The 26535-nt window shown below is 75.0% G+C and carries 24 protein-coding genes and 1 riboswitch; of the genes, 13 read left to right on the top strand and 11 right to left on the bottom strand.

All coding sequences use genetic code 11. The features are described from left to right. Positions 1-8 precede the first annotated feature (8 nt). Positions 9-764 carry a sortase domain-containing protein gene (locus H4O22_RS10280; RefSeq protein ID WP_182523338.1) on the bottom strand — a complete coding sequence of 252 codons (756 nt, stop codon included), beginning with the start codon at positions 762-764 and terminating at the stop codon, positions 9-11. A 42-nt stretch (positions 765-806) separates the two neighbouring features. Here H4O22_RS10280 and H4O22_RS10275 point away from each other — a divergent pair, with 42 nt between their 5' ends. After that, positions 807-1025: a hypothetical protein gene (locus H4O22_RS10275; RefSeq protein WP_182523337.1), complete on the top strand. Its 219-nt coding sequence runs from the start codon at positions 807-809 to the stop codon at positions 1023-1025. A gap of 74 nt (positions 1026-1099) precedes the next feature. Next, positions 1100-1483: a hypothetical protein gene (locus H4O22_RS10270; protein ID WP_244962922.1), complete on the top strand. Its 384-nt coding sequence runs from the start codon at positions 1100-1102 to the stop codon at positions 1481-1483. 9 nt (positions 1484-1492) lie between these two features. Here the strand turns inward: H4O22_RS10270 and H4O22_RS10265 are convergent, their stop codons facing one another. Then, the gene (locus H4O22_RS10265; RefSeq protein ID WP_182523336.1) at positions 1493-2272 is read right to left on the bottom strand and encodes a pentapeptide repeat-containing protein; all 780 of its coding nucleotides are present in this window, start codon (positions 2270-2272) and stop codon (positions 1493-1495) included. Positions 2273-2290: 18 nt separating this feature from the next. Here H4O22_RS10265 and H4O22_RS10260 point away from each other — a divergent pair, with 18 nt between their 5' ends. From H4O22_RS10260 to H4O22_RS10250, 3 genes are read left to right on the top strand one after another with little or no spacing between them, the layout of a single operon-like run. Further along, a complete protein-coding gene (locus H4O22_RS10260) occupies positions 2291-3127 on the top strand; it encodes an aldo/keto reductase (RefSeq protein WP_182523335.1) in 837 nt (278 codons plus the stop codon). Further along, complete coding sequence (locus tag H4O22_RS10255; protein WP_182523334.1) at positions 3124-4179, top strand: alanine racemase; 1056 nt, start codon at positions 3124-3126, stop codon at positions 4177-4179. The genes H4O22_RS10260 and H4O22_RS10255 overlap by 4 nt, the downstream gene beginning before the upstream one ends. Before the next feature lie 23 nt (positions 4180-4202). Beyond that, a complete protein-coding gene (locus H4O22_RS10250) occupies positions 4203-4934 on the top strand; it encodes a peptidylprolyl isomerase (RefSeq protein ID WP_182523333.1) in 732 nt (243 codons plus the stop codon). Positions 4935-5040: 106 nt separating this feature from the next. Here H4O22_RS10250 and H4O22_RS10245 read toward each other — a convergent pair whose 3' ends face one another. Genes H4O22_RS10245 through H4O22_RS10235 form a run of 3 tightly spaced genes read right to left on the bottom strand, consistent with a single transcriptional unit; the run spans position 5041 to position 6561 of the window. After that, complete coding sequence (locus H4O22_RS10245; protein ID WP_182523332.1) at positions 5041-5919, bottom strand: oxidoreductase; 879 nt, start codon at positions 5917-5919, stop codon at positions 5041-5043. Further along, the gene (locus tag H4O22_RS10240) at positions 5919-6368 is read right to left on the bottom strand and encodes an OsmC family protein (RefSeq protein ID WP_182523331.1); all 450 of its coding nucleotides are present in this window, start codon (positions 6366-6368) and stop codon (positions 5919-5921) included. Before H4O22_RS10240 ends, H4O22_RS10245 begins: the two co-directional genes overlap by 1 nt. 46 nt (positions 6369-6414) lie before the next feature. Beyond that, positions 6415-6561, bottom strand: coding sequence for a hypothetical protein (locus tag H4O22_RS10235; protein WP_182523330.1), 147 nt, complete (start codon positions 6559-6561; stop codon positions 6415-6417). 206 nt (positions 6562-6767) lie between these two features. Between H4O22_RS10235 and H4O22_RS10230 the strand changes: the two genes are divergently transcribed. Beyond that, entirely contained in the window at positions 6768-7766 is a 999-nt protein-coding gene (locus tag H4O22_RS10230; protein WP_182523329.1) for an NADP-dependent oxidoreductase, read from the top strand. A 70-nt stretch (positions 7767-7836) separates the two neighbouring features. On the opposite strand, the gene H4O22_RS10225 is transcribed toward H4O22_RS10230, so the two are convergent. Next, complete coding sequence (locus H4O22_RS10225) at positions 7837-9648, bottom strand: SpoIVB peptidase S55 domain-containing protein (RefSeq protein ID WP_182523328.1); 1812 nt, start codon at positions 9646-9648, stop codon at positions 7837-7839. 152 nt (positions 9649-9800) lie between these two features. On the opposite strand from H4O22_RS10225, the gene pepN reads away from it, so the two are divergent. From pepN to H4O22_RS10195, 6 genes are all read left to right on the top strand, one after another. Continuing rightward, positions 9801-12269 (top strand): aminopeptidase N, encoded by a 2469-nt coding sequence (pepN, locus tag H4O22_RS10220; RefSeq protein WP_182523327.1) that lies wholly within the window; start codon positions 9801-9803, stop codon positions 12267-12269. Then, complete coding sequence (locus H4O22_RS10215) at positions 12266-13123, top strand: formate dehydrogenase accessory sulfurtransferase FdhD (protein WP_244962921.1); 858 nt, start codon at positions 12266-12268, stop codon at positions 13121-13123. The genes pepN and H4O22_RS10215 overlap by 4 nt, the downstream gene beginning before the upstream one ends. 79 nt (positions 13124-13202) lie before the next feature. Continuing rightward, positions 13203-14360 carry an exonuclease SbcCD subunit D gene (locus H4O22_RS10210; protein ID WP_182523326.1) on the top strand — a complete coding sequence of 386 codons (1158 nt, stop codon included), beginning with the start codon at positions 13203-13205 and terminating at the stop codon, positions 14358-14360. Next, positions 14360-17293, top strand: a complete 2934-nt coding sequence (locus H4O22_RS10205) for an AAA family ATPase (protein ID WP_182523325.1) — start codon at positions 14360-14362, stop codon at positions 17291-17293. The genes H4O22_RS10210 and H4O22_RS10205 overlap by 1 nt, the downstream gene beginning before the upstream one ends. A 160-nt stretch (positions 17294-17453) precedes the next feature. Next, complete coding sequence (locus tag H4O22_RS10200) at positions 17454-18995, top strand: TldD/PmbA family protein (protein ID WP_182523324.1); 1542 nt, start codon at positions 17454-17456, stop codon at positions 18993-18995. Further along, on the top strand, positions 18995-20389 hold the full coding sequence (locus tag H4O22_RS10195) for a metallopeptidase TldD-related protein (protein ID WP_182523323.1): 1395 nt from the start codon (positions 18995-18997) through the stop codon (positions 20387-20389). Before H4O22_RS10200 ends, H4O22_RS10195 begins: the two co-directional genes overlap by 1 nt. A 10-nt stretch (positions 20390-20399) precedes the next feature. Here H4O22_RS10195 and H4O22_RS10190 read toward each other — a convergent pair whose 3' ends face one another. Genes H4O22_RS10190 through H4O22_RS10180 form a run of 3 tightly spaced genes read right to left on the bottom strand, consistent with a single transcriptional unit; the run spans position 20400 to position 21837 of the window. Beyond that, positions 20400-21062 carry a hypothetical protein gene (locus H4O22_RS10190; RefSeq protein ID WP_182523322.1) on the bottom strand — a complete coding sequence of 221 codons (663 nt, stop codon included), beginning with the start codon at positions 21060-21062 and terminating at the stop codon, positions 20400-20402. A gap of 35 nt (positions 21063-21097) precedes the next feature. Further along, positions 21098-21340, bottom strand: a complete 243-nt coding sequence (locus H4O22_RS10185) for a helix-turn-helix domain-containing protein (protein ID WP_182523321.1) — start codon at positions 21338-21340, stop codon at positions 21098-21100. Beyond that, complete coding sequence (locus tag H4O22_RS10180; RefSeq protein ID WP_182523320.1) at positions 21340-21837, bottom strand: DUF2975 domain-containing protein; 498 nt, start codon at positions 21835-21837, stop codon at positions 21340-21342. The genes H4O22_RS10185 and H4O22_RS10180 overlap by 1 nt, the downstream gene beginning before the upstream one ends. Positions 21838-21976: 139 nt before the next feature. Here H4O22_RS10180 and H4O22_RS10175 point away from each other — a divergent pair, with 139 nt between their 5' ends. Next, positions 21977-22690, top strand: a complete 714-nt coding sequence (locus tag H4O22_RS10175) for an Ig-like domain-containing protein (RefSeq protein WP_182523319.1) — start codon at positions 21977-21979, stop codon at positions 22688-22690. Positions 22691-22721: 31 nt separating this feature from the next. Here the strand turns inward: H4O22_RS10175 and gcvP are convergent, their stop codons facing one another. Beyond that, entirely contained in the window at positions 22722-25598 is a 2877-nt protein-coding gene (gcvP, locus tag H4O22_RS10170) for an aminomethyl-transferring glycine dehydrogenase (protein WP_182523318.1), read from the bottom strand. Between the two features lie 88 nt (positions 25599-25686). Next, positions 25687-25794: riboswitch (glycine riboswitch) on the bottom strand. A 101-nt stretch (positions 25795-25895) separates the two neighbouring features. After that, entirely contained in the window at positions 25896-26495 is a 600-nt protein-coding gene (locus H4O22_RS10165; RefSeq protein ID WP_182523317.1) for a MerR family transcriptional regulator, read from the bottom strand. Positions 26496-26535 lie beyond the last annotated feature (40 nt).

Genomic DNA, 26535 nt, shown 5'->3' with positions numbered 1-26535 from the left:
AGGATTCCTCAAGATCGCGTGTCGCGCTGGTCAGGCGCGGCGGCGACGAGCTCGCCGATCTTGTCGATCCGGTGCTCGGGGTTGTCGTGCTCGTCGGACCAGTAGTTGCCGACCGCGTGGTCCTCGGGCGTGGCGCACGTGGAGAGGGTGACCATCGCCCGGGTCGGCGCGACCCCGGGCCGCCCCGGGACGGCCGCGCGCTGCTGTCGCAAGGACCTCGGCGAGCGGAACGACGTCTCCCGGGTGCCGGTGATCCGGTAGGTGTAGCGGACCCCGTCCGCCACGACGTGCACCCGGGCGCCCGGTCGCAGCCGCGGGAGGAACTCGAAGGCGCGCGTCGAGGAGAGCCGGTGCGCGGTCACCTGGTAGTTCCCGATGCCGCCCGGGCCGGTGCCGCCCGCGGGGCCGTGCGGGCTGGCCGCGAGCCCCCGGTTCTGGATCGCGGTGCCGGGCGCGTCGTCGGTGCGGCCGCGGTAGGGCACCACGACCAGGTCACGGATCCCCAGCGCCGGGATGGACAGCACCGCCCGCGCCGGACGGCCCGCGCTCGGCTCGGGCCCCGGGGGCGGGGTCGGTGTCGGCTCTGCCGGGGCCTCGGGCGAGGCCGGGGGCACCGGCGAGGCTGCCGGCGCAGGTGCGGCGGACGCCGACGCGGCCGTCGTACGCCGGGGCTGGCCCGGCCCCTCGTCGGCGGCGCACGCGACGATCGCCGGGGCGAGCAGCAGCACGAGGAGCCCCGGCAGCGGGCGCGAGCCGACGGCCATGGATCGAGGTTAGCCCCGGCGAGGTTGGGTTACCGACGCCTCATGAGCAGCGCTGACAACGAGAAGCTCGAAGCCGTGCAGGCCGTCGTGGACCGCGTCACCTCCTGGCAGGACGGCGCCACCGAGGGCACCGTGGCCAGCGAGCTGCGCAAGGGCGCCTCCGAGGTCGGGGTCGACCTCAGCGACGACGAGATCGCGAAGCTGGCCGACGCCATCGAGGACAAGCACGGCGCGGTCTCGGCCGCCGAGGTCCTCTCCTGACCAGCCACCGTTCGAACAGGTCCGACGGTCCCGACGAGCGGCACCGGCGGCCGGACGGCGTCACCGACGCCACGGTGGCCGCGCTCGGCAAGCTCTCCGAGGCGCTGGAGGCGGTCGAGGCGGCCCGCGGCTTCCTCTACAGCTTCCACCGGCTCAGCGGCACCGCCGACCTCACTCTCGGCGACTCCGTCGCCGAGCTGCGGGACGCCGGGCACACCGAGCTCGCCGACCGCGTGGAGCGGGAGCTCGTCGGCCGCAACGTGATCGAGGGGCGCTGGACGTTCCAGATCGTCGAGGCGTACGACGACACCTACTACGGCGCGTTCAAGGAGCTGGAGAAGGCCGCGCGCGACGAGCTCGTCGGCGGCCGCCGCCACCTCCACGAGGCGGAGATGAAGGAGGAGCGGCGCACCGCCGGCCTCGAGCACCACGCGGCCACCCCCGACGACGGCACCTGAGGCCCGCTTTCAGCGCCAGTGCGCCGGCCGGGCGACCCGGTCCGGGATCCGGGTCGACGCGTCGCCCCGGGCGCCAGCCGCCTGCGGCGTCGTCAGGAACAGCACGTCGGAGAGGTCCGCGCCCGACAGGTCCGCGCCGCGCAGGTCCGCACCCAGCAGGTCGGCGCGACCGAGGTCGGCGTCCCGGAGGTCGGCGCCGATCAGCAGCGCGCCGCGCAGGTCCGCGTCGCGGAGACCGCGCCTGCGCAGGTCGGCGCCCACGAGGTCGGCCCCGGCCAGCGACGGACCCCCGCGCCGTACGGCGCCGCTGACCGCGGCGAGCGCGGGGCCGACCTCGCGCCGCAGGGCGTCGGTGTCGACCGCCAGCAGGGTCGCGGGGTCCGAGCCGACCAGGTCCGCGAGCCGCTCGCGCAGCCGGGCCACCTCTCCCCCGAGCCGGCCCGCCTCCTCGAGCAGCACCAGCATCTCGTGCAGGCCGCGGACCACGTCGAAGACGGCGATCACCTCCGGGTCCGTGCCGTCCGGGCCGGCCGGGCGGTCGGCGTACACCACCTGGGTCACCTGCTGGCCGGCCCCGAAGCACTCGAAGACCGTGCACCCCGTCATCCCGCGGGGCCGCAGCTCGGCGTGGATGCCGCACGCGTGCCCCGGGGTGAGGTGGCGGCAGGGCTCCCCCGCCCGCTTGTCGAACGCGAAGTCCGCCGAGCGCCCGAACGGCAGCACGACGCAGCACAGCCCCACGCAGCGCGAGCAGTCCGAGACCAGGTCCACCCGGTCATTCTCGTGCACCGACCTAGGCTGACGCGCATGAGCGTCCCCACCCGCACCCTCGCCGACGGGCAGACCATCCCGGGCATCGGCTTCGGCACCTATCCCCTAAGGGGCGACGAGTGCGTCGAGGCGGTCACCAGCGCCATCGAGGCCGGCTACCGGCTCATCGACACCGCGGTGAACTACGGGAACGAGCGCGAGGTCGGCGAGGCCGTCCGGCGCTCGGGTGTCCCCCGCGACGAGCTCGTCGTGACCAGCAAGCTCCCCGGCCGCCACCACGGGTACGACGACGCGCGGGCGAGCGTGCGCGACTCCCTGGAGCGGCTCGGCCTCGACCGCCTGGACCTGCACCTCATCCACTGGCCCAACCCCCGCGTCGGCCGGTACGTCGAGGCGTGGCGGGCGCTGGTCGACCTGCGGGAGGAGGGGCTGATCCGCTCGATCGGCGTCTCCAACTTCGCCGAGCCGCACCTGGAGCAGATCATCGCCGCGACCGGGGTGACGCCCGTGGTCAACCAGGTCGAGCTGCACCCCTACTTCCCCCAGCGCGAGATGCGCGCCGTCCACGAGCGTCTCGGCATCCTGACCGAGTCGTGGAGCCCGCTCGGCAAGCGGCAGGCGCCGTTCGCGGAGCCGCCGGTCGCGTCCGCCGCCGAGCGGCACGGCGTGACCCCGGGCCAGGTGATCCTGCGCTGGCAGCTCCAGCTCGGGGCGGTCCCGATCCCCAAGTCGGCGACGCCGGAGCGGCAGCGGGCCAACCTCGACCTGGCCGGCTTCGAGCTGAGCGCCGAGGAGGTCGAGGCCATCACGGCACTCGGGCGACCGGACGGGCGGCTCTTCGACGGCGACCCCGAGACGCACGAGGAGCTGTGAGCACGCCCGCCACGCCGTACCTGCACGTCGACGCCGAGCGGCTCCGGACCAACATCCGGCGGCTCGCCGACCGGGCCGCCGACGCGGGGGTCGCGCTGCGTCCGCACGCCAAGACCCACAAGTGCCCCGAGATCGGCCGGCTGCAGCTCGACGCCGGCGCGGTCGGCCTCACCGTCGCCACGATCGGCGAGGCGGAGGCGTTCGTCGAGGGCGGGTGCGCCGACGTCTTCGTCGGCTACCCGCTCTGGGTGACCGAGGGCGCCGGCGCGCGCCTGCGGTCGCTCGCCGAGCGGGCGACGGTCGCGTTCGGCGTCGACTCCGCGGCGGGAGCCGAGCAGGCGGGCCGGTGGCTGGCCGGGTCGGGGATCGAGGTCCTGGTCGAGGTCGACAGCGGCCACCACCGCACCGGCGTACCCCCGGACGAGGCCGGCGCCGTGGCCGCGGCGGCCGAGCGGGCCGGGCTGCCGGTGCGCGGGGTGTTCACGTTCCCCGGGCACAGCTACGCCCTCGACGCGCTGCGGTCGGCGGCGCAGGACGAGGCCGCCGCGCTGGCCGCCGCCGCCGCCTCGCTGCGCGCGCAGGGCATCGAGCCCCGCGTGGTCAGCGGCGGCTCCACCCCGAGCCTGCGGGACGCCGACCTGGGGGTCCTGACCGAGCTGCGGCCCGGGGTGTACGTCTTCGGCGACGCCCAGCAGTGGGAGCTCGGCACCACGGCACCCCAGGACGTCGCGCTGACCTGCCGCGCGACCGTGGTCAGCCACGCCGGCGGCCGGCTGGTCCTCGACGCCGGGAGCAAGGCGATCGGCGCCGACCGGGCGGCGTACGCCACCGGCTGGGGCCGGCTGCCCGCCCTCCCGGACGCCCGGGTCGTGCTGCTCTCCGAGCACCACGCCGTGGTCGACGTCGCCGGCGCACCCCTCCCCCCGCTGGGCTCGGTGCTCGACCTGGTGCCCAACCACGTGTGCGCGGCGGTCAACCTCCACGACGTCCTGTGGGTCGGCGAGGACCGCCTGCTGCCCTGGGCCGTGACCGCCCGCGGCCGGAACGCGTGATCCCCTCCCCTACGATCGGCGGCATGCCTTCCGCCAAGCGATCCCTCGCCGTCCTGGCCGCCCTGGCCTCCGTCAGCCTGCTGGCCGGGTGCGGTGAGGAGAGCGACAGCCCCACGAGCACCGCGTCGGAGTCCGACGCCGTGTCGACGCCGTCCGGCAGCACCAGCCCCACGGAGGACGCGGCCGAGGGCACCGGCGTGGCCTGCGAGTACATCGAGGACGCGGTGAGCGAGCCGGCCAAGGAGGTCGACCTGCCGCCGGGCGACGCGACCGTCAGCGGCGAGGTGCCGGTCACGATCGAGACCAGCATCGGCGACCTGTCGGCGACCCTGGACGCCGAGAAGGCCCCGTGCACGGTCAACTCGTTCGTCTCGCTGGCGGAGCAGCAGTACTACGACGACACCACCTGCCACCGGGTCACCACCGCGGCGGAGTTCGGCGTCCTCCAGTGCGGCGACCCGACGGGCACCGGCATGGGCGGCCCGGGCTACCAGTTCGGCGACGAGCTCACCGGCGACGAGGTCTACACCGCCGGCACCATCGCGATGGCGAACGCCGGCCCGGACACCAACGGCAGCCAGTTCTTCCTCGTCTACGCCGACACCCGGCTCGACCCGGCGTACACCGTCTTCGGCACGCTCGACGAGGCCAGCGTGAAGCTGGTCGCCGACGCCGCCGCCGCCGGCACCCAGGAGGGCGGCCCCGACGGCACGCCCAAGACCGCCGTCGACATCAGCGCGGTCACGGTCGGCTGACCGGCCGGGGAGGATTCACCGGTCGACCGGTGAATCCTCCGCTTGACCGACGAAGCTTCGTCGGTCAAGAGGAAGGTCTGTCGGTCCAGGACGCCGCGGGACCCCCTCAGAGCGGGAACCTCACGCCCGTCAGCTCCTCCGAGCGCGCCCAGAGCGCCTGGGCCAGCGCGGGGTCGAGCGCGCGCCGGCTGCGTCCGACGGCGGTCGGCCCGCCGCGCAGCTCGCCGATCCCGTCCGGGCCGACGAAGGTGTTTCCGGGGACGTCCATGGTCGCGGCGTACAGAACCGGCAGCGCGCCCTGCCACGCCGGCATGCCGACCAGCCTGTGGCCGTGCCGGCCCACGAACGTCTTGACCGTGTTGCCGGTGTTGCCGGTGACCTGCGTGGCGGTCGACCCCGGGTGGGCGCCGGTGACCCGCAGCGACGAGCCGGCCGCGGTCAGCCGCCGCTGCAGCTCGGCGAGGAACAGCATGTTGGCGAGCTTGGAGTCGGCGTACGCCGCGTACGCGCGATAGGGACGGCGCTCCCAGCAGAGGTCGTCGAGGTCGAGCGCCCCGTGGTGGTGCGAGCGCGACGAGACGACGACGACGCGGTCGGTCAGGCGCGGCAGCAGCAGGTTGGTGAGCGCGTGGTGGCCGAGGTGGTTGGTGGCGAGCTGCATCTCGAAGCCCTCGGCGGTGCGCGAGAGCGGCAGGCCGAGCACGCCGGCGTTGTTGATGAGTACGTCGACGTCTCCGGTCGCGTCCGCGAACGCGCGCACCGAGTCGAGGTCGGCGACGTCGAGGATGCGGACGTCGACGTCGCCGTCCATCGCCGCGGCGGCCCGCTCCCCGCGGTCCCGGTTGCGGACGGCGAGGGTCACCCGGGCACCGCGCTCGGCGAGCGCCTTCGCGGTCTCCAGGCCGATGCCGCTGCTGCCGCCGGTGACGACGACCCGGCGCCCGTCCTGCCGGGGCACGTCGGTCCAGCGCCCCGACCGCGCCATCAGTCGGCCACCGGGCCCGCGACGTACCGCACCGGGTCACCGACCTGGACGGTGCGGCCGACCGAGCACAGCCGGCCCTCGATCTGCTCCAGCGAGCGCGGCAGCACCTCCCGGGCGCGGTCGCCGTCGGCGCCCTCCGGGAAGGTGACGTCGAAGGTCACCCGCAGGTCGACGAGGTGGTTGCCGTGCTCGTCGCGCACCTTGTGGCCCTCCGAGCGGGCGGCGAAGGACGCGAACGGCGCGCGCTTGCCGGTGAGGTGCTCGAGGTCGATGGCCCCGCAGCCGGCGAGCGCGGCGAGGAGCAGCTCGACCGGGGTGAACGTCGGGTCGTCCCCGCTCCCCATCGGCAGCGTCCCGCCGCGCGCGTTGACCGCCTCGAAGGTGAGGTCGCCGGTGCGGCGGACGTCGACGGACCGGTGGGTCTCGGGGGTGCGCGGGGCGTCGCTCATGGCCGACAGCGTGCCAGAACGACGCGCCCGGGACGGGCGCGTCCGGTCAGCGGGTACGGCGCGAGGTACGGCGGGCGCGGCGCACGGCGTCCATCGCGAGCGCGACCTCGCGCTGGGCCGGGGAGTCGAGGTCCGAGCGGATCCGTCCGGCGACGATCCCGCGGGCGAGGTGGAGGTGAGCGTGGGCGTTCACGGTGCTGCGCGTCCTTCCGACCCGGGGTCGCCGGGTCAGGCTGGGTCTGGTCGCCCCGTCACGGTGTCAGGGGCAGAGCCGCGGTGGCGGCCCTTACAGTCTGGTGGGCCGGCCCGCCCCGGACCCCATCGCTGCCCCCGTGATTCCCCACACACCGGCGGCGTCCCTCGCCCGCCCCGCGTCCGCCCCCCTGTCAGGCTCGAGGGATGACCACCACGACCCGTGAGATCCACCTGGCCGCCCGACCGCAGGGCTGGCCGACGCCCGAGGACTTCCGCACGGTGGAGGTCGAGCTGCCCGACCCCGGCCCCGGCGAGGTGCTGGTGCGCAACACCGTCATGTCGGTCGACCCCTACATGCGCGGCCGGATGAACGACGTGAAGTCCTACGTGCCGCCGTACCGGCTCGACGCGCCGCTCGACGGCGGCGCGGTCGGCGAGGTCGTCGCGTCGGGCGACGACTCCCTCTCCCCCGGCGACACCGTCCTGCACCAGCTGGGCTGGCGGGAGCACGCGCTGGCCCCGGCCCGCTCCTTCCGCAAGATCGACACCTCGGCGGTCCCCGCGTCGGCGTACCTCAGCGTGCTCGGCATGCCCGGGCTCACGGCGTACGTCGGGCTGACGCGGATCGCGGAGGTGCGGGAGGGCGACACCGTGTTCGTCTCGGGTGCCGCCGGCGCCGTCGGCTCGCTCGCCGGGCAGATCGCCCGCAAGCTCGGCGCCGCGAAGGTGATCGGCTCCGCCGGGTCGCCGGAGAAGGTGGCCTGGCTGACCGGCGAGCTCGGGTACGACGTGGGGCTGGACTACAAGGCGGCCCCGATCGGCAAGCAACTGGCCGAGCACGGTCCGGTCGACGTCTACTTCGACAACGTCGGCGGCGACCACCTCGAGGCCGCGATCTCGGCGATGGGCGACTTCGGCCGGGTCGCGGTGTGCGGGATGATCGCCGACTACAACGCCGAGACCCCGCAGCCCGGCCCGCGGAACATGATGATGATCGTCAGCAAGCGCCTGACGATCCGCGGCTTCATCGTCACCGACCACGCCGACGCCGCCGGGGAGTTCTACGAGCGGGCCGGCGCCTGGGTCGCCGCGGGCGAGCTGGCCTACCGCGAGACCTACGAGGACGGCCTCGACCGCGCCGTCGACGCGTTCCTCGGCGTCCTCAGCGGCGCCAACACCGGCAAGATGCTGGTCCGCCTCTGACCGACTGTGGACGAGCCCGCCGAGTCGGCGCACATGTGCGCCGACTCGGCGGGGTTCTCCACAGCAGGGGTCAGCGGACGACGACCCGCAGCTGCTTGACGCCGTCCACCACGTGGTCGAGCGGGCCGAGGGTGCTCTCCCGGACGAACGAGACGCCGCGCGGCTTGCCCGGCTTGGCCGGGCCGCGCAGGTAGAACTCCTCGTAGAAGTCCTCGTCGTACCCGCCCATGATCTTCTCCGGGCTGCCGAACTGGATCCGCACCTCGTCGCGGCGCTGCTGATCGGCCAGCGCCTGGGCGACCTTCGTGACGTTGCGGCCGGACGCGCTCGACCAGCTCGAGCCCCCGCCCTGGACCTGGAGCACCAGCCGGCCGGCGGCCCGCTTGGGCACCGCGATCGGGTCGACCGGCAGCACCAGGCGACCGGCGCTGCCCTTGAGCAGGACCCGGATCCGGACGTTGCGGCCGGCCTTGGCGATCACCGGCGCCTTGCGGCTGACCGGCACCCACTCGCCGCGGCGCAGCTGCTGGACCGACCCCACGGTGTGGGTCGTGAGGTCGTCGTCGACCGTGGCCCGGGCCTCGACCGAGGAGAGCGTCACGCCGTCGAGGTAGGACAGGTGCGAGACCACCTCCGCCACGCTGTACGCCGGCTCGAAGGAGAGGTCGCTGCCGGTGTACCGGTCGGTGAACCCGAGGCTGAAGGGGGTGCCGTCCTCGGTGCCCTCGATCGTCCAGGAGAGCAGCTCGCTGCCGCGCGCGGGACCGTCGAGGACCCGGTCCTGGTTGCTCATCAGCTGGTAGAAGGTCACGTCGGCGGCGAGCTCGGGCAGCGACACCGACGAGGCGCCGGTCCGGCTGCGCCCGGCGTACGCGACGTGGGAGACGACCTCGATGGCGGCCGGTGCGGCACCGAAGGCGCCGGTGACGCCGGTGAGCCGGTCCTCGGTGACGGTGCCGGTGACGGGGGCGATGTTGGCGACCTTGAACGGCGCGCCCAGCGAGTCGGGCTGCACGTAGACGGCGTCCGCCGGGTGCAGTCCCATGGTCGTGGTCCCGAACAGCCCCATCGGGTGGCCGAACCCGACCACGCGGCCCGCGCAGACCGAGGTGACCGTGCCGACGCTGGCCATGGTCACGTCGCCGTGGGAGCCCGAGACACCGAGGTTGCCGCCGGCGACCATCGTCTCCGGGCCGGCCGCCCTCGCCTCGGAGCGGCCGAGCACGTAGCTGGCCTTCTCCAGGAAGTCGGAGCCCTTCGCCTGCGCCTGGGCGAGGCGGCGGGCGCTGACCCCCGTGACGCCGAGCGGCATCGGGAGCTCGCGGAAGCCGCGCTCGGCCTGGGCGGGGCTGATCCCGGCGCGAGCGGCCACCGTGCGGGCGTCCGCCCGGCCGAGCGGGATCCGGGCGTCCGGCTTCGCCGGGTCGGCCAGGTAGGTGTCCATCTCCTCGAACGGCGTGATGCCGGCGATCGGCGAGGGGCCGTAGGCGAGCCCGTAGGCGACGGCGCCGATGAGGCGGCCGTCCTCGGCGTACACCGGGGAGCCCGACATCCCCTGCCAGATGCCCCCCGTGCGGTCGAACTCCGGCATGTCGAGCTCGACCATGACCATGTCGAGGTCCGGACCGATGCCGTCCTCGAGCACGCCGAGGACCTCGCCGGTGAAGCCGGTCGGGGTGGTGCCGCGCACGACCGTCAGGCCATCGACGGCGTCGCCGGCGGCGAGCTCGGAGACCGGGTACGGCGCGACGCAGTCCGCGGCCGGGTCGGCCGACGAGGCGGGGCCGGCGAGCACGGTGGCGCCGAGGGCCGGGAGCCCCAGCATCAGGGTGGCTGCGGTGGCCAGCGAGAGGAGCCGTCGGCGACGGGTGGGCAGGGTCATGCGGGTTCCCTCCGGGTGCTGGGACGGCCCGTGCCGTCCTCGCGACAGCCCGATGCCTCCTGGGAGGCGCGAGGTTGCCGAGCGGAGCGTAAACCGCACCCGGGGCGCCTGACCCGCGAATGGAGGTTCCCGCCCGGGCATAGGCTGCGGAGGTGACCGCCGCCCCCGCCCGGAGCCTCCAGCACACCGAGGCGCAGGCCCGCGCCGCCCTCCTCACCGTGGAGTCGTACGACGTGCGCCTCGACCTCGCCTCCGACGAGGCCACCTTCGGGTCGGTCACGACTGTGCGGTTCACCAGCCGCGGCGGGCCGACGTTCATCGACCTCAAGCCGCTGCGCGTCCACGCGCTGCGCCTCGACGGCGTCCCGCTGGACCCGGACACCCTGGACCGCGGCCGGCTGCCGCTGGAGACGACCGAGGGCACCCACGAGCTCGTCGTCGACGCGGTGATGCGCTTCCGCAACGACGGCGAGGGGCTGCACCGCAGCGTCGACCCGGCCGACGGGCGCCACTACGTCTACGGCATGTCGTTCATGGACGCCGCGCCGAGCATCTTCGCCTGCTTCGACCAGCCCGACCTGAAGGCGCCGTACACCTTCCACGTCACGGCGCCGCGCGCGTGGACCGTGCTCGGCAACACCCCCGCCACCCAGGTCGAGCCGGGTGTCTGGGAGCTCGAGACCAGCCAGCCGCTCTCGACCTACTTCGTGACGCTGGTGGCCGGTCCCTACCACCTGCTGACCGCCGAGCACGACGGCATCCCGCTCGGGCTGAGCGCCCGCGCCAGCCTCGCCGGGGCGCTCGAGGCCGACGCCGACGAGCTGTTCACGATGACCGGGCAGTGCTTCGACGAGCTGCACCGGCTCTTCGGCATCCGCTACCCGTTCGGGAGCTACCACCAGGCGTTCGTGCCGGAGTTCAACGCCGGCGCGATGGAGAACCCCGGCTGCGTGACCTTCCGCGACCAGCTCGTCTTCGCCACCCGGGTCACCCGCGGCATGCGGATCAAGCGCGCGGCGACCGTGGCGCACGAGATGGCGCACCAGTGGTTCGGCAACCTCGTGACCCCGCGCTGGTGGGACGACCTGTGGCTCAACGAGTCGTTCGCGGAGTACCTCGGCAACCGGGTCACCGCCGACGCCACCGAGTACGGCGACGCGTGGGTCGACCAGGCCTACAACCGGCGGATGTGGGGGCTGACCGCCGACCTGGGGCCGGGCACCCACCCGGTGGCGGGCAACGGCGCCACCGATGCGGTCTCCGCCCTCCAGGACTTCGACGGCATCTCCTACGCCAAGGGATCCAGCATTCTCAAGCAGCTGGCCGCCACCCTCGGCGACGAGGTGTTCTTCGGCGGCGTCGTCGACCACCTCGAGCGGCACCGGTTCGGCAACGCCACCATGGACGACCTCTTCGGCAGCTGGGAGCGCGCCGGCGCCGCCGACCTCGCCGCCGTGCGCACCCAGTGGCTGCGCACCGCCGGCCCGGACACGATCGTCCTGGACCGCGCGGCCGGCGTGCTGCGGCGTACTCCCCCGGCGGCGCACCCCGCCGACCGCACGCACACCTTCCACGTCGCCGTCTGCGACGTCGACAGCTGGCGGGCCGACCGGGTCTCGGTGGAAGGCCCGGAGACGGCGTACGACGCGGGCGGGGCCCCGGCGCTGCTCGACCCCCAGCAGGAGACCTGGGCGCTGACCTACCCCGACCCGGAGACGATGCGCGCCCTCCCGGGGCTGCTGCCCGGGATCGGGGACCCGCTGCTGCGGGCCGCGGTCTGGAACGGCGTCCGCAGCGGGCTGCACGTGGCCGCGCTCGACCCGGCCGACCTCGTCGACCTGGTCGTGGCGAGCGTGCCGGTCGAGGACACCGAGGACGCCCCGGAGTCCGCGAGCCCCCGGCGCACCCTCCCCTGGCTCTTCCAGACCCTGCTGCCGCTGGCGCCGGCGGGGTCCGTGGAGCGCGTGCACGCGGCCGCGGTCGCCAAGATCGACGCCACCCCGCCCGGGTCGGAGCACCAGCTCGCGGCGTACCGCACCGCCGTCCGGTCCGCCACCGACCCGGACCTGCTGCGGACCTGGCTCGCCGAGCCGCCCGCCGGCATCGACGCCGACCCCGACCTGTGCTGGCGGGTGCGGTGCCGGCTCGCCGTGCTCGGCGCCACCGACCGCGCCGAACTGGACGCCGCGCTGGCCGCGGAGCCGACCGGCCTGGCCCGCGTCGAGCACACCCGCGCGGTCGCGTCGCTGCCGACGGTCGAGGCCAAGGAGTTCGCCTGGGCCCGGTTCACCGGGGCCGCCGACGTCGCCAACTACGAGGTGGAGGCCGCGGGCCTGGGCCTGTGGCGCCCCGAGCAGCGCGAGCTCACCGAGCCGTACGTCGAGCGCTACTTCGCCGACCTGCCCGGCACCGCCGCGGTACGCAGCGGATGGGTGCTCGCGGAGGCGGCGGAGGCGTTCTTCCCGGCGACGTCGCTGGAGCAGACCACCGTCGACCGGGCCACCGCGCTGGCCGCGCGGCCCGACCTGGACCCGTCCGTGCGGCGCCGCCTGCTGGACGCGACCGACCGGCTGCAGCGGATGCTCGCGGTGCGGTCGGCGTACCCCTCGGGGTCCTCGTGAGCCTGCGGCCGCGCCGGCCGGGGCCGACCGTCCGGACCCGGGTGCGCGAGCTGCGCCCGGACGGCGAGCGCCGCCGGGAGGACCGGCTGGCGACCGAGGAGCCGATGGAGATCCGGGTGGCCTGGCCGGGAGCGCCGGCGCGCCGGGCCTGGGTGACGATGCGGACCCCCGGGCACGACTTCGAGCTCGCGGCCGGCTGGCTGCGCCACGAGGGCGTGACGGGCGGCGTCGGGACGGCCGGGACGACCGGGGCGACCGGGGTCGCCTCCGTCGCCTACTGCACCGACGAGACGCTGACCCCCGAGCAGGACCTGAACGTCGTCACGGTCACCCTCGACGGGCCGCCGGCGGTCGACCTCGGCCACCGGCACGGCGGGCACGCGAGCGGGTCCTCGGCGTGCGGGGTGTGCGGCAAGGACAGCGTGGCCGCGGTGCTCGACGTACCCCGCGGCGAGCGGTGGGCGGGCGCCGTACCGTCCGACGACGTGGTGCGCACCCTGCCGGACCGGCTCCGCGACCACCAGCAGGTCTTCGCCCGCACCGGCGGCGTGCACGCGGCCGCGGCGGCCGACGCCGACGGCACCCTCCTCGTGGTGCGCGAGGACGTCGGGCGCCACAACGCCGTCGACAAGGTCACCGGCGCCCGGGTGCTCGCCGGCGAGCCGCCCGCCGTCGCCTGCCTGGTGGTCAGCGGCCGGGCCGGGTTCGAGCTGGTGCAGAAGGCGGTCGCCGCCGGCACCGGGTCGCTGGTCGCCGTCGGGGCGCCCACCAGCCTGTCGGTCCGGCTGGCCGAGGAGGCGGGCCTCGTGCTCTACGGGTTCACCTCCGCGAGCCGCTGCGTGCGCTACGCCTGAGGCGCGTGTGCCCGGGCTCATGGGGCGCCTCCCGGCGTGGGGACGACGGGCTGTCGGTGCCGCCTCCTAGGTTCGACGCGTGCGCATCCTCCACACCTCCGACTGGCACCTGGGCCGGTCGTTCCACCGCGAGGGGATGCTCACGCACCAGGCGGCGTACGTCGACCACCTGCTCGACGTGGTCGCGTCCGAGGAGGTCGACCTCGTGGTGGTGGCCGGCGACGTCTACGACCGGGCGCTCCCCCACGTCGACGCGGTCCGGCTCGCCGACGAGACGCTGGCTCGGCTCGCCGCGTCCCGGGCGCGCGTGGTGCTCACCAGCGGCAACCACGACTCCGCGCAGCGGCTCGGGTTCAGCTCGCGGCTGATCGACGCCGCGGGCGTCTTCATCCGCACCGACCCGCGCACCGTCGGCACCCCGGTCATGCTCGAGGACGAGCACGGCCCGGTGGCGGTGCACGGCATCCCCTACCTCGACCCCGACGCGGTCCGCGAGCCCTGGGGCCTGCCCGGCCGGTCCCACGAGTCGGCGCTCACCGAGGCGATGCGCCGGGTCCGTGCCGACCTCGCGGGCCGCTCCGCCGCGACCCGCTCGGTCGTCCTGGCCCACGCGTTCGTCGCGGGCGCGCAGCCGAGCGACTCCGAGCGCGACATCAGCGTCGGCGGGGTCTCGATGGTGCCGACCTCGGTCTTCGACGGCGTCGACTACGCCGCGCTGGGTCACCTCCACGGCCGCCACACGCTCACCGAGTCGGTCCGCTACAGCGGGTCGCCCCTGGCCTACTCCTTCTCCGAGACCGACCACCGCAAGGGCTCGTGGCTGGTCGACCTCGGCCCGCGCGGGGTCACCTCGACGACGTTCGTCGAGGCGCCCGTGCCGCGGCGGCTGGCCCGGCTGCGGGGGCGGCTGGAGGACCTGCTCGTCGACCCGGCACTGGCGGCGCACGAGGACGCCTGGATCCAGGTCACCCTCACCGACACCGCCCGGCCCACGCAGGCGATGGACCGGCTGCGGCGGCGCTTCCCGCACACGCTGGTTCTCGGCTTCGAGTCGGTCGCCCCCGGGCTCGGCAGCCTGCCCGCGGCGCGCACCCACGGCCGCACCGACCACGACATCGCCCGCGAGTTCATGCTCGAGCTGCGCGGCGGTCCCCCGGAGCCCGACGAGGCCGCGCTGCTGTTCCGCGCGGTCGACTCCTGCTGCGACGACCCCGACCTCGACCCCGGGGTGGGCTGATGCGCCTCCACCACCTCGAGGTGACCGCGTTCGGGCCGTTCGGCGGCACCGTGAGCGTCGACTTCGACCACCTCTCCGGCGCGGGGCTGTTCCTGCTGTCCGGCCCGACCGGCGCCGGCAAGACCAGCATCCTCGACGCCGTGTGCTTCGCGCTGTACGGCGACGTCCCCGGCGACCGCAGCACCGCCCGCCGGCTCCGCTCGGACCAGGCGGCGCCGACCACCACGCCGCGGGTCGAGCTCGAGGCGACGCTCTCGGGACGGCGGTTCCGGCTGGTCCGGTCGCCGGCGTGGGAGCGGCCCAAGAAGCGCGGCACCGGCACGACCACCCAGCAGGCCTCGGTCACCGTCTCCGAGCGCGTCGACGGCGCCTGGGTGCCGCTGACCAGCCGGCTCGACGAGGCCGGACACCTGGTCTCCCGCCTGGTCGGCATGAACCTCACCCAGTTCACCCAGGTGGCGATGCTCCCCCAGGGCCGCTTCCAGGCGTTCCTGCGCTCCCGCTCCGAGGACCGCCACAAGCTGCTCCAGCAGCTCTTCCGCACCGGTCGCTTCGAGGACGTCGAGCGCTGGCTGCGCGACCGGCGGGTCGCGCTGCGCCGCGAGTGCGAGGAGGCCCACCAGGAGACCGCCGATCTCGTGAGCCGGGTCAGCGAGGCGGCCGGCCGGCCGCTGCCGGAGGGCTGGGACGTCCGCGACCTCGCGGGCCCGGCCGCCGACGGGTCGCTCGCGGCGTGGACCGCCTCCCTCGTGCGCGACGCGCGCGGCGCCCTCTCCTCGGCAGGCGCCGCGGCGGCAGTCGCGTCCCAGGCCGAGTCCGTGGCCCGGGAGGCCCTCGACGCCGGGCGCACCACGGCCGAGCGCCAGGCGCGGCTGGAGGCGGCGGCCGCCGAGCACGCCCGGCTGCTGACGGTGGCCGGCCAGCACGCCACCGACCGCGACCGGGTCGCCGCCGCGGGGCGCGCCGCGACGGTGGTGCCGCTCTGGCGGGTGGCCGAGCGCGCCCGCCTCGCGCACGAGGCGGCGACGGCGGCCGTCCCCGCGGGGACCTGCCGCGACGCCACCGCGACCGAGGCCGCCGCGTGCGCCGACCACGCGGCGCGCGTCCGGGCGCTGCGTCCCCGGGCCGCCCGCCTCGAGGTGGTCGACCGCGAGCTCGCCGCGCTCGACACGCGCGGTCGCTCCGTGGCCGAGGCCGCCGCGCGGGAGGGCGCACGCCTCGCCGAGCTGCCCGCCGAGGTCACCGCTGCACGCGACCGGCTCGAGCGCGCCCGCGCGGCCGCCACCGAGGCGGTCGAGGTCGCCGCGCGGCTGGCGGCGCACGCCCAGGTCGTCTCGCTCACCGAGCAGCTCGCGGCGGCCCGCACCGCCCACGACGAGGCGCGCGAGCTCACGCTGACCCTGCGCGGCCGGGCGCTCGACGTACGACAGGCGCGGCTGGAGAGCATGGCCGCCGAGATCGCCGGGTCGCTGGCCGTGGGCCAGTGCTGCCCGGTCTGCGGGTCCGCGGAGCACCCCGAGCGCGCCCGCGCGGCCGACGGCGCCCCCGACGCAGCGGCCGAGCGCGCCGCGCAGAAGGCGGCCGACGCCGCCGCCGCGACCGAGCACCTCCGCGACGTCGAGGCCCGCGACCTCGCCACCCGGCTCGCGCACGCCTCCGAGCGCGCGGGCACCGAGCTCGATCCCGCCGCGCTGGCGACCCGCCTCGAGGGGCTCCGCGCCGCCGCCGACGGTGCCGACGCGGCGGCGCGGGCGCTGGCCGCCCGCGAGCAGGAGTGCACCGAGACCGGCGAGGCCCTGCGCCGGCACGCGGCGGAGGCGGCTGCCGTCGCCGCGAGTGCCCGGCTGCTGGGCGCCGAGGCCGCCGACCTCCGCGCCGAGCTCGCCGACGTCCTCGCCGACGCCGCCACCGACTCGCCCGACGGCCTGCTCGCCGACCTGCTGGCCGACCTGGTCGACCGGGAACGGCGCTGCCGGGCGCTGCTGCGGGCGCTCGACGAGCGCGACGCCGCGGCGACGGCGTACGACGAGGCCCGGCGGGAGCTGGCAGAGGCCGCCGCCGAGGCCGGCTTCGACGACCCCGCGGAGGCGGTCGCCGCCGCGCTCGACCCCGTCGCGCTGGAGCGGCTCGCGGCTCGGGTCGAGGACCACGAGCGCCGGCTCGCCGCCGCCCTCGCCGTCCTCGACGAGCCCGGCGCCGACGAGCTCGGCCTGTTCCCCGCACCCGACCTGCGCGCACTCACCGCCGACCACGACCGCACGCTGGCGGCGCTGGCCGAGGCGCGCTCCGCGCAGGAGACCTGGACCGGACGGGTCGAGCGGCTCACCCGGCTCGGCGCCGACCTCGGCGACGCGCTCGACCGGTGGGCCCCGGTGCGCGCCGACCACGAGCTCACCACGCGGCTCGCGGCCTTCGTCGAGGGCAAGTCCCCCGACAACCGGCTGCAGATGCGGCTCTCCGCCTACGTCCTGGCCTACCGGCTCTCGCAGGTCGTGGCCGCCGCCAACGAGCGGCTGGCGCGGATGAGCGACCAGCGGTACTCCCTCGAGCACACCGGACGCCGCGGCGCCGGCGAGACCCGCGGCGGCCTGAGCCTGCTGGTGCGCGACGACTGGTCGGGCGAGTCCCGGGACCCCGCGACCCTCTCCGGCGGCGAGACGTTCGTGGTCTCGCTCGCGCTCGCGCTGGGGCTCGCCGACGTGATCACCCAGGAGACCGGCGGCGCCGACCTCGACACCCTCTTCGTCGACGAGGGCTTCGGCTCGCTCGACGCCGACACCCTCGACGACGTCCTCGACACCCTCGACTCGCTGCGCGACGGCGGCCGGGTCGTCGGCGTGGTCAGCCACGTCGCCGAGATGCGCGACCGGATCCCCACCCGCCTGGTGGTCACCAAGTCGCGGGCCGGGTCCACCGTGGCGGTCACCGGCTGACCGCTGGCCCGGACCCGGCGGCCGCTCGACCCTGCGGTTTGGTCACAAACCGCAACGAAACAGCGCGAAAACCTGCGGTTTGTGACCAAACCGCAGGGTGCCGCGTGCCGGGCGCACCGATCCCGGAGCGACCCGGAGGGGGTCGGGTAGGTTCACCGGCATGAGTGGCCAGCAGGTCGATCCCACCTTCCTCTCGCTCCCCTACCGCGACCTCGGCGACGTGGCGCTGGCTCGGGCCCGCGAGCTCGGCGCGAGCCACGCCGACTTCCGGTTCGAGCGGATCCGCTACCAGGGCCTCAGCGTGCGCGACGGCGTCCTGCAGAACGCCAGCGACAGCGAGGACCTCGGGTTCGCCGTCCGGGTCGTGCACCAGGGCGCCTGGGGCTTCGCGGCGGGCGTCGTGCTCACCCCCGACGAAGCGGTACGGGTCGCCGACAGCGCCGTCGCGGTGGCCAAGGTCGCCGCGCGGATGACGGCCGACCCGGTCGAGCTGGCGCCCGAGCCGATCCACGACGACGTCACCTGGGTCTCGTCGTACGACGTCGACCCGTTCGCCGTCCCCGTCGCCGAGAAGGCCGCCGTGCTCGTCGACTGGACCGACCGGCTGCGCACCGGCGCGGCCGTCGACCACGCCTCGGCGTACCTCCACCAGGTGCTGGAGAACAAGTACTACGCCGATCTCACCGGCACCCGGACCACCCAGCAGCGGGTCCGGCTCCAGCCCGGGTTCGAGGCGATGGGCGCCGGTGCCGACACCTTTGACGCGATGGCGAGCATCGCGCCGCCCGCCGGCCGCGGCTGGGAGTACATCGTGGGCGGCGGGCCCGGGACGGCCTGGGACTGGGACGACGAGATCGAGCAGGTCCCCGAGCTGCTGGCCGAGAAGCTGAAGGCGCCCAGCGTCGAGGCCGGCAGCTACGACCTGGTCATCCACCCGAGCAACCTGTGGCTGACCATCCACGAGTCCATCGGGCACGCTACGGAGCTCGACCGCGCCCTGGGCTACGAGGCCAACTACGCCGGGACGTCGTTCGCGACGTACGACAAGCTCGGCGTCCTCCAGTACGGCAGCCCGGTCATGAACGTCACCGGCGACCGGACGATCGAGCACGGCCTCGCCACGATCGGGTACGACGACGAGGGCGTCGCCACCCAGCAGTGGGACATCGTGCGCGACGGCGTGCTGGTCGGCTACCAGCTCGACCGCGCGATGGCCCGGATGAAGCCCGAGCTCGCTGGCCCTGGCTTCCCGGAGGGCCGCTCCAACGGCTGCGCGTACGCCGACTCCCCCGGCCACGTCCCCGTCCAGCGGATGGCCAACGTCAGCCTGCAGCCCGCCGAGGACGGCCCGAGCACCGAGGAGCTGATCCGCCGGGTCGAGCGCGGCATCTACGTCGTCGGCGACAAGTCCTGGTCCATCGACATGCAGCGCTTCAACTTCCAGTTCACCGGCCAGCGCTTCTACAAGATCGCGGACGGCGAGCTGGTCGGGCAGCTCCGCGACGTCGCCTACCAGGCGACCACGACCGAGTTCTGGGGCTCGATGGAGGCGGTCGGCGGACCGCAGACCTGGGTGCTGGGCGGCGCGTTTAACTGCGGCAAGGCCCAGCCCGGCCAGGTCGCGGCCGTCAGCCACGGCTGCCCGACGTCCCTGTTCCGCGGCGTCAACATCCTGAACACGACCGACGAGGCAGGCCACTGATGACGACCCCGCTGTCCCCGCAGTCCTTCGTCGAGCACGCGGTCGCGACCACGGTCGCCGACGACTGCGTGGTGATCGTCCGCGACGCCACCAGCGCCAACCTCCGCTGGGCCAACAACACCCTCACCACCAACGGCGTGATGCACGGCGTCTCGGTCACGGTGATCTCCTTCGTCCGCACCTCCGGCGGGGTGGCGACCGGGTCGGTCACCGGCAGCGCCACCACCCAGGCGCAGGTCACCCAGCTGGTCGAGGCGGCCGACGCCGCGGCCCGTGCCGCGTCGCCCGCCGAGGACGCCGCCGACCTGGTGCGCGACCGGGTCTCCCCCGACTGGGACGAGCCGGCCGTGCCCACCGACATCCACGTGTACGACGCGCTGGCGCCCGCGCTCGGCGAGGCGTTCGGCCGGGCCCGGGCCGGCGGCCGGGTGCTCTACGGCTTCGTCAACCACGAGCTGACCACGACGTACCTCGGCTCGACGACCGGCCTGCGCCTCCGGCACGTGCAGCCCACCGGCCACCACGGCTGCACCGGCAAGACCGCCGACCTCCGCGGCAGCGCCTGGGTCGGCGGCGCCACCCGCGACTTCACCGACGTCGACCCGCTCGCGGTCGAGGAGACGCTCGCGCAGCGGCTCGCGTGGGGCGCCCGCACGGTCGACCTGCCGGCCGGCCGCTACGACACGATCCTGCCGCCCGCGGCCGTCGCCGACCTGATGATCGACGCCTACTGGTACGCCGGGGCGCGGGTCGCCCACGAGGGCCAGTCGGTCTACAGCCGCCGCGGCGGCGGCACCCGGGTCGGCGAGCGGATCGCGAAGCCGGGCGTGCACCTGTACTCCGACCCGGCGTACCCCGGGCTGGAGTGCGCGCCGTTCAACCTCGCCACGGCCTCGGGCAACGAGACGAGCGTCTTCGACAACGGGCTGCCGCTCGGGCGCACCGACTGGGTGCAGGACGGGATGCTGACCGGGCTGCTCCAGACCCGCCACTCCGCGGCGATGACGCAGCTGCCGGTGACGCCCGCCGTCGACAACCTGGTGCTCGACGTCGACGGCGCCGCGGCGTCGCTCGACGAGCTGGTCGCGGGCACCGAGCGCGGCCTGCTGCTGACCTGCCTCTGGTACATCCGCGAGGTGGACCCGCAGAGCCTGCTGCTGACCGGCCTGACCCGCGACGGCGTGTACCTCGTCGAGGACGGCGAGGTCACCGGCGCGGTCAACAACTTCCGGTTCAACGAGAGCCCGATCGACCTGCTGAACCGGTTCTCGCACGCCTCGCGGACGGTGCCGAGCTTCAGCCGCGAGTGGGGCGACGACTACTTCTCGCGCACCGCGACGCCCGCGCTCCGGGTGCCGGACTTCAACATGTCGAGCGTCTCGCAGGCGCTCTGAGGCGACCCGCTCAGGACCGGGCGGCGCCGCGCTCCGCGAGGCGTACGGCGGCGTGCAGCACCAGGTCGGCGGTCTCGGGGTCGGCGGCCGCCTGCTCCGGGACCAGTCCGCCGAGCAGCGCGGCCGGCTGGGTCAGCCACGCCCAGACCCGCCACGGGTCGGTGCCGGCGGCGAGGAGCGGCTCGAGCACCGGCGCCAGGTCGCGGCGTACCTCGCCCTCGGGGGTCAGCTGGAACGCCGGCACCACGGCCTGCCCGTCGACGTCGACCACGAGCAGCCGGTGGCGGGAGGCCCCCTTGTGCACCGTGAACCGCGCCGCGTTGACCGACGTGCCCCGCAGCTGCGCGAGCGACTCGTAGGAGTGCCGCGGACTCGCCAGCAGCTGCTCCCGCAGCCGGGCGCGGCGGGCGACCTGCACCAGCGCCACGGGGACGGCGTGCTCCGGCTCGGTGCCCTCCTCGTGCAGCACCTCGTCGAGCTCCGCGAGCTGGTCTCGGGTGAGCGTCTCGCCCGTGCGGGGGTCGGTCCAGACGGCCCGGCCCGCGTCGTCCCGGACGAAGGTCGGCAGGCCCGCCGCCGCCAGGTGCGCGGCGAGGCCGAGTCCCTCGAGCCAGGTGGCCAGCCGGTCGCCGAGGTCGCCGAGGTCGTCGGGCTCGCCGTGCGCCGAAGTCATGACCCCAGCCTGCCGTACGCCGCGGCCCGGCGCGGTCAGCGGGTGCCGGCGCGGGTGACCGGCTCGGCCGCGTCCTCGGACTCCCAGCGCAGCAGGTCGCCCGGCTGGCAGTCGAGGACCTCGCAGAGCGCCTCGAGGGTGGTGAACCGGACCGCCTTCGCGCGGCCGTTCTTGAGCACCGCCAGGTTCGCGGGGGTGATCCCGATCTGCTCGGCGAGCGCCCCGACCGACATCTTGCGCCGGGCCAGCATCACGTCGATGTCGACGACGATCGGCATCAGATCACCTCGTCCAGCTCGGCCTGCAGCTGCTGTGCCTCGGCGTCGCGGTCGACCGCCTGCGCCAGCAGCGCCCGCATCACCAGGACGACCAGCGCGATCCCGGTCACCACCCCGCCGGCACCGCCGATCAGCAGCACGATGCCCGGCGCGACGGCCTCGCCCGGGGCCAGCACCCAGGCGAGGGCGAACAGCAGCAGCGCGGCCGCGGCGACCGCGCCGATGATCACGTCGACGTAGCGGAACGCGCCGTGGGAGAAGACCGTGCCCCGCCGGACCATGGTCAGCAGCTGCCAGATGCACACCATGACGACCTGGGTGGTGAGGATCCCGAGCACGAGGAGGACCACGAGCGGGGTGCGCAGCTCCAGCACGTCGGGGTCGGCACCCTCCATGTCCGCGGCCAGCAGCGGCACCATCACCGTCTGCACCCCCAGGGAGCCCACGAGCGCCAGCGCCAGCACGACGCGCAGCGCGAGGATGGTCAGTCGTCCCATGGTCCCGCTCCTTCGATCGCCTTTCGTTCGGAATCTATCGTTGATCGATAGGCGGCACAAGGCTCGCGACTCGTCCGAAGTGCCGCGGACCGGGCGGACCGTCCCCTAGGGTCGTGCCGACCTCCCCGGGAAGGAACCCATGTCTCTCCTCGCGCGCCCGGCCGCCCTCCTGGCCGCCTCCGCCCTGCTGCTCACCGGGATCACGGGCATCGTCGCGCCTCCGGCCGGCGCCGCCGAGGGCTCCGCACCGGTCACGGCCGACGACGAGCTCACCGTGATGACGGGCGGGCTGGGCGTCGTCGACGTGCTCGCCAACGACACCGACCCGGACGGGGACGACCTGGCCGTCTGCCGGCTCGCCGACGTGCCCCAGGCCCTCGAGGTCATCCCGAGCGAGGACGGCGAGCTGGCCGTCGGCGCGCGCCGCAGGGCGGGCACCTGGACGATCACCTACTACGCGTGCGACTTCGACTACCTCACGCCGGCCACGCTGACCGTGACGGTGGAGAAGCCGCTGCCGGTCCGGGTCGCCGTGCAGAAGCTGCCGCAGCGTCCGGGCCGGCTCAAGGTCGTGAACCGGAGCGGCTTCCCCGTCCGGTTCCTGTGGGGCTCGGCTCAGGAGCGGCGTCCCGACGGCGCGGTCCGGGTCCGGGACCGCGCGGTCATCGTGAAGGTGCAGCGCCGCTCGCTGGTCTGGGCGGCGTCGGGGCGCCCCGCGACCACCGCGGTGGACCGCGGCGTCGTACGCCGGATCGGCCTGCGGCAGGGTGCGGAGGAGCTGCCGCCCGGTGCGCCCTCGAAGGCCTCCCGGGCCCCGCGCCGGCCGGGACGTCATACGAGCTGGGTCCGATAGCCACCACCCCGTATGACGTCCCGGCGTCAGCTCAGGCGAACGCCTCCGGCGGCGGGCAGGCGCAGACCAGGTTGCGGTCGCCGTACGCCTGGTCGATGCGGGCCACCGGCGGCCAGTACTTGTCGGGGTCGATCCCGGTCGGGAAGACCGCGAGCTCGCGGGAGTAGGGACGGTCCCACTCGCCCACGAGGGCGCGGGAGGTGTGCGGCGCGCCCCGCAGCGGCGACTCCTCGGGGGTCCACTCCCCCGCCCCGACCCGGTCGATCTCGGCCTTGATCGCGATCATCGCGTCGCAGAACCGGTCGATCTCGCGCAGGTCCTCGGACTCGGTCGGCTCGACCATCAGGGTGCCCGAGACCGGGAACGACATCGTCGGCGCGTGGAACCCGTAGTCGACCAGCCGCTTCGCGACGTCGTCGACGCTCACGCCGGTCTCCTTGGTCAGGGCGCGGACGTCGAGGATGCACTCGTGGGCGACCAGCCCGCTGTGCCCGCGGTAGAGGACCGGGTAGTGCTCGCCGAGGCGGGATGCCACGTAGTTGGCCGAGAGCACCGCACTGGCGGTGGCGCGGGTCAGCCCCTCGGCGCCCATCAGTCGGATGTAGGCCCACGAGATCGGCAGGATGCCGGCGGAGCCGTACGGCGCGGCGCTGATCGGGCCGATGCCCTCGCGCTTGTCGGTCTCGGGGTGCATGCCGTGCGAGGGCAGGTACGGCGCGAGGTGGGCGCGCACCGCGACCGGGCCGACCCCGGGGCCGCCGCCGCCGTGCGGGATGCAGAAGGTCTTGTGCAGGTTCAGGTGGGACACGTCGCCGCCGAACTCGCCGGGCTTGGCGTAGCCGAGCAGCGCGTTGAGGTTGGCGCCGTCGACGTACACCTGGCCGCCGTGGCCGTGCACGACCTCGCACAGCTCGGTGATGGTGTCCTCGTAGGCGCCGTGGGTCGACGGGTAGGTCACCATGATCGCGGCGAGGTCGTCGGCGTGCTTCTCGCACTGCGCCCGCAGGTCCTCGAGGTCGACGGTGCCGTCGGCCGCGGCCTTGACGACCACGACCCGCATGCCGGCCATCACCGCGGACGCGGCGTTGGTGCCGTGGGCCGACGACGGGATCAGGCAGACGTCGCGCTCGGCGTCGCCGTTGGCGCGGTGGAAGGCGCGGATCGCCAGCAGGCCGGCCAGCTCGCCCTGCGACCCGGCGTTCGGCTGGATCGAGACCCGGTCGTAGCCGGTGACCTCGGCCAGCCAGCCCTCGAGCTCGGCCACCAGCTGCCGGTAGCCGTCCGCGTCCTCGGCGGGCGCGAACGGGTGCAGGTCGGCGAAGCCGGGCAGCGAGACCGGCTCCATCTCCGTCGTGGCGTTGAGCTTCATCGTGCAGGAGCCGAGCGGGATCATGCCGCGGTCCAGCGCGTAGTCGCGCGCCGAGAGCCGCCGCAGGTAGCGCAGCATCGCGGTCTCGCTGTGGTGGCTGGAGAACACCTCGTGGGTGAGGTACGCCGTGCGCCGGCGCAGCCCGTCGGGCAGCGCGTCGGCGGTGGCCGCGTCCACCTCGTCGAGGTCCATCGGGTTGTCGGACCGGACGCCGAAGGCGTCGAGCAGCCGGACGAGCGTCGAGCGCGTGGTGCACTCCGAGGTGGAGACCCCGACCCGGTCGGCGTCGACGAGCCGCAGCTGCAGCCCCAGCTCGCGCGCCGCGGCGACGACCTCGGCGGCGCGGCCGGGGACCCGCACCTCCACGGTGTCGAAGAACTCCGGGTGCACGACCTCCAGCCCGCCCTGCGCGACCGCGGCGGCCAGCACCGCGGCGTACCGGTGGGTGCGGGTCGCGATCGCGCGCAGCCCCTCGGGGCCGTGGTAGACGGCGTACATCGAGGCGACCACGGCCAGCAGCACCTGGGCGGTGCAGATGTTGGACGTCGCCTTGTCGCGGCGGATGTGCTGCTCGCGGGTCTGCAGGGCCAGGCGGTACGCCGGGCGCCCCTCGGCGTCGACCGAGACCCCGACCAGGCGGCCGGGCAGGTGCCGCTCGAGCCCGGCGCCGACCGCCATGTAGCCGGCGTGCGGGCCGCCGTAGAAGAGGGGGACGCCGAAGCGCTGGGTGGAGCCGACCACCACGTCGGCGCCCAGCTCGCCCGGTGCCTCCAGGACGGTCAGCGCCAGCAGGTCCGCGGCGACGACGACCAGCGCGCCGCGCTCGTGGGCGGCCTCGGCGACCGGCCGCGGGTCGAGCACCCGGCCGGAGGCGCCGGGGTACTGCACCAGGACGCCGCAGAGCTCGCCGTCCGGGAGCCCCTGGCTCAGGTCGGCGACCACGACCTCGATGCGCATCGCCTCGGCGCGGGTGCGGACCACCTCGATGGTCTGCGGCAGCGCGTCGGCGTCGACGACGAAGGGTCCGGACGCCTTGCGGTTGCCCCGGCGTACCAGCGTCATGGCCTCGGCGGCGGCGGTGCCCTCGTCGAGGAGGCTGGCGTTGGCGGTCGGCAGGCCGGTGAGGTCGCCGACGACGGTCTGGAAGTTCAGCAGCGCCTCGAGCCGGCCCTGGGAGATCTCCGGCTGGTACGGCGTGTAGGCGGTGTACCAGCTCGGGTCCTCGAGCACGTTGCGCCGGACGACCGGCGGCGTGATCGTGGCGTGGTAGCCCAGGCCGATCATCGCCTCGCCGGGCCGGTTGGCGGCCGCGAGGGCGCGCAGCTCGCGGGCGGTGGCGTCCTCGGTGAGCGCCGGCGGCAGGTCGAGGTCGGCGGCGGAGCGGATCCCGCCCGGGACCGCGGCGTCCATCAGCGCGTCGAGGGAGTCGAAGCCGAGCCGCTCGAGCATCGTCTCGACGTCGGCGGGGGTGAGCCCGATGTGACGGTCGACGAACGGCAGCGCGGCGTCGAGCTCGGAGAGCGGGGGGACGTCTGACACAGGGGCTCCTCTGCTGGGCAGATTCCGGGATGGGTCGATCCGGTCCCCTCCCCCTCTGTCGAGGGCGGCGTCGCCCCTCCAGAGTCGCCTGCTCCACACGGTCCTGAGGCCTGAGAGGTTCCGGGGAGGAATTGCCCCTTCGGCGCCCCGGGCCGGGTGGTGCTCAGTGGTCCGGGGACTCTCCCGTGCGGGATGGTCAGCGCCCCCGAATCTACCAGCAGGGGACGCGAACGGCCCGCCACCACGAGGGTGACGGGCCGGACGGGTGCTGCTGGGTGCGCTGCTTGCCTGAGCCGCTCAGCCGGCGGTGCGGGCGGCCCGCCGCGCGGCGAGCTCGTCGCCCGCGCTCGGCGCGGCGTTCTCGTCGTCGGAGGCGGTGCGCTCGCTGGGCAGCTCGGCGAGGGTGCCCTCGATCTCGCGCCACACGCCGCCGATGGCGATGCCGAAGACGCCCTGCCCGCCCTGGAGCAGGTCGATGACCTCGTCGCTGCTGGTGCACTCATAGACCGAGGCGCCGTCGCTCATCAGCGTCACGCGGGTCAGGTCGTCGGTGCCGCGCTCGCGCAGGTGATGCACGGCGGTGCGGATCTGCTGCAGCGAGATGCCGGCGTCGAGGAGCCGCTTGATCACCTTGAGCAGCAGGATGTCGCGGAAGGAGTAGAGCCGCTGGGTGCCGGAGCCGCTGGCCCCCCGCACGGTCGGCTCGACCAGGCCGGTGCGGGCCCAGTAGTCGAGCTGGCGGTAGGTGATCCCGGCCGCGTTGCACGCCGTCGGACCGCGGTACCCGGTGTCGCTGGGCAGCGGCGAGACGTCGTCGGTGAAGAGGAGTCCCTGCTCGTCGGCGGTCTCCGCGGCGCGCGCGGCCTCGACGTTCGGTTCCTGCTCGTGCTCGTGCACACGGTCCTCCGTGGGTCTACTCCGTGGGACGTAACTACCG

Source organism: Nocardioides dongkuii (assembly GCF_014127485.1).
In the GTDB taxonomy this organism is placed as follows: Bacteria; Actinomycetota; Actinomycetes; order Propionibacteriales; family Nocardioidaceae; genus Nocardioides; species Nocardioides dongkuii.
The sequence above is the reverse complement of the archived record's forward strand: the minus strand, read 5'-3'. Positions and strand labels throughout refer to the sequence as shown.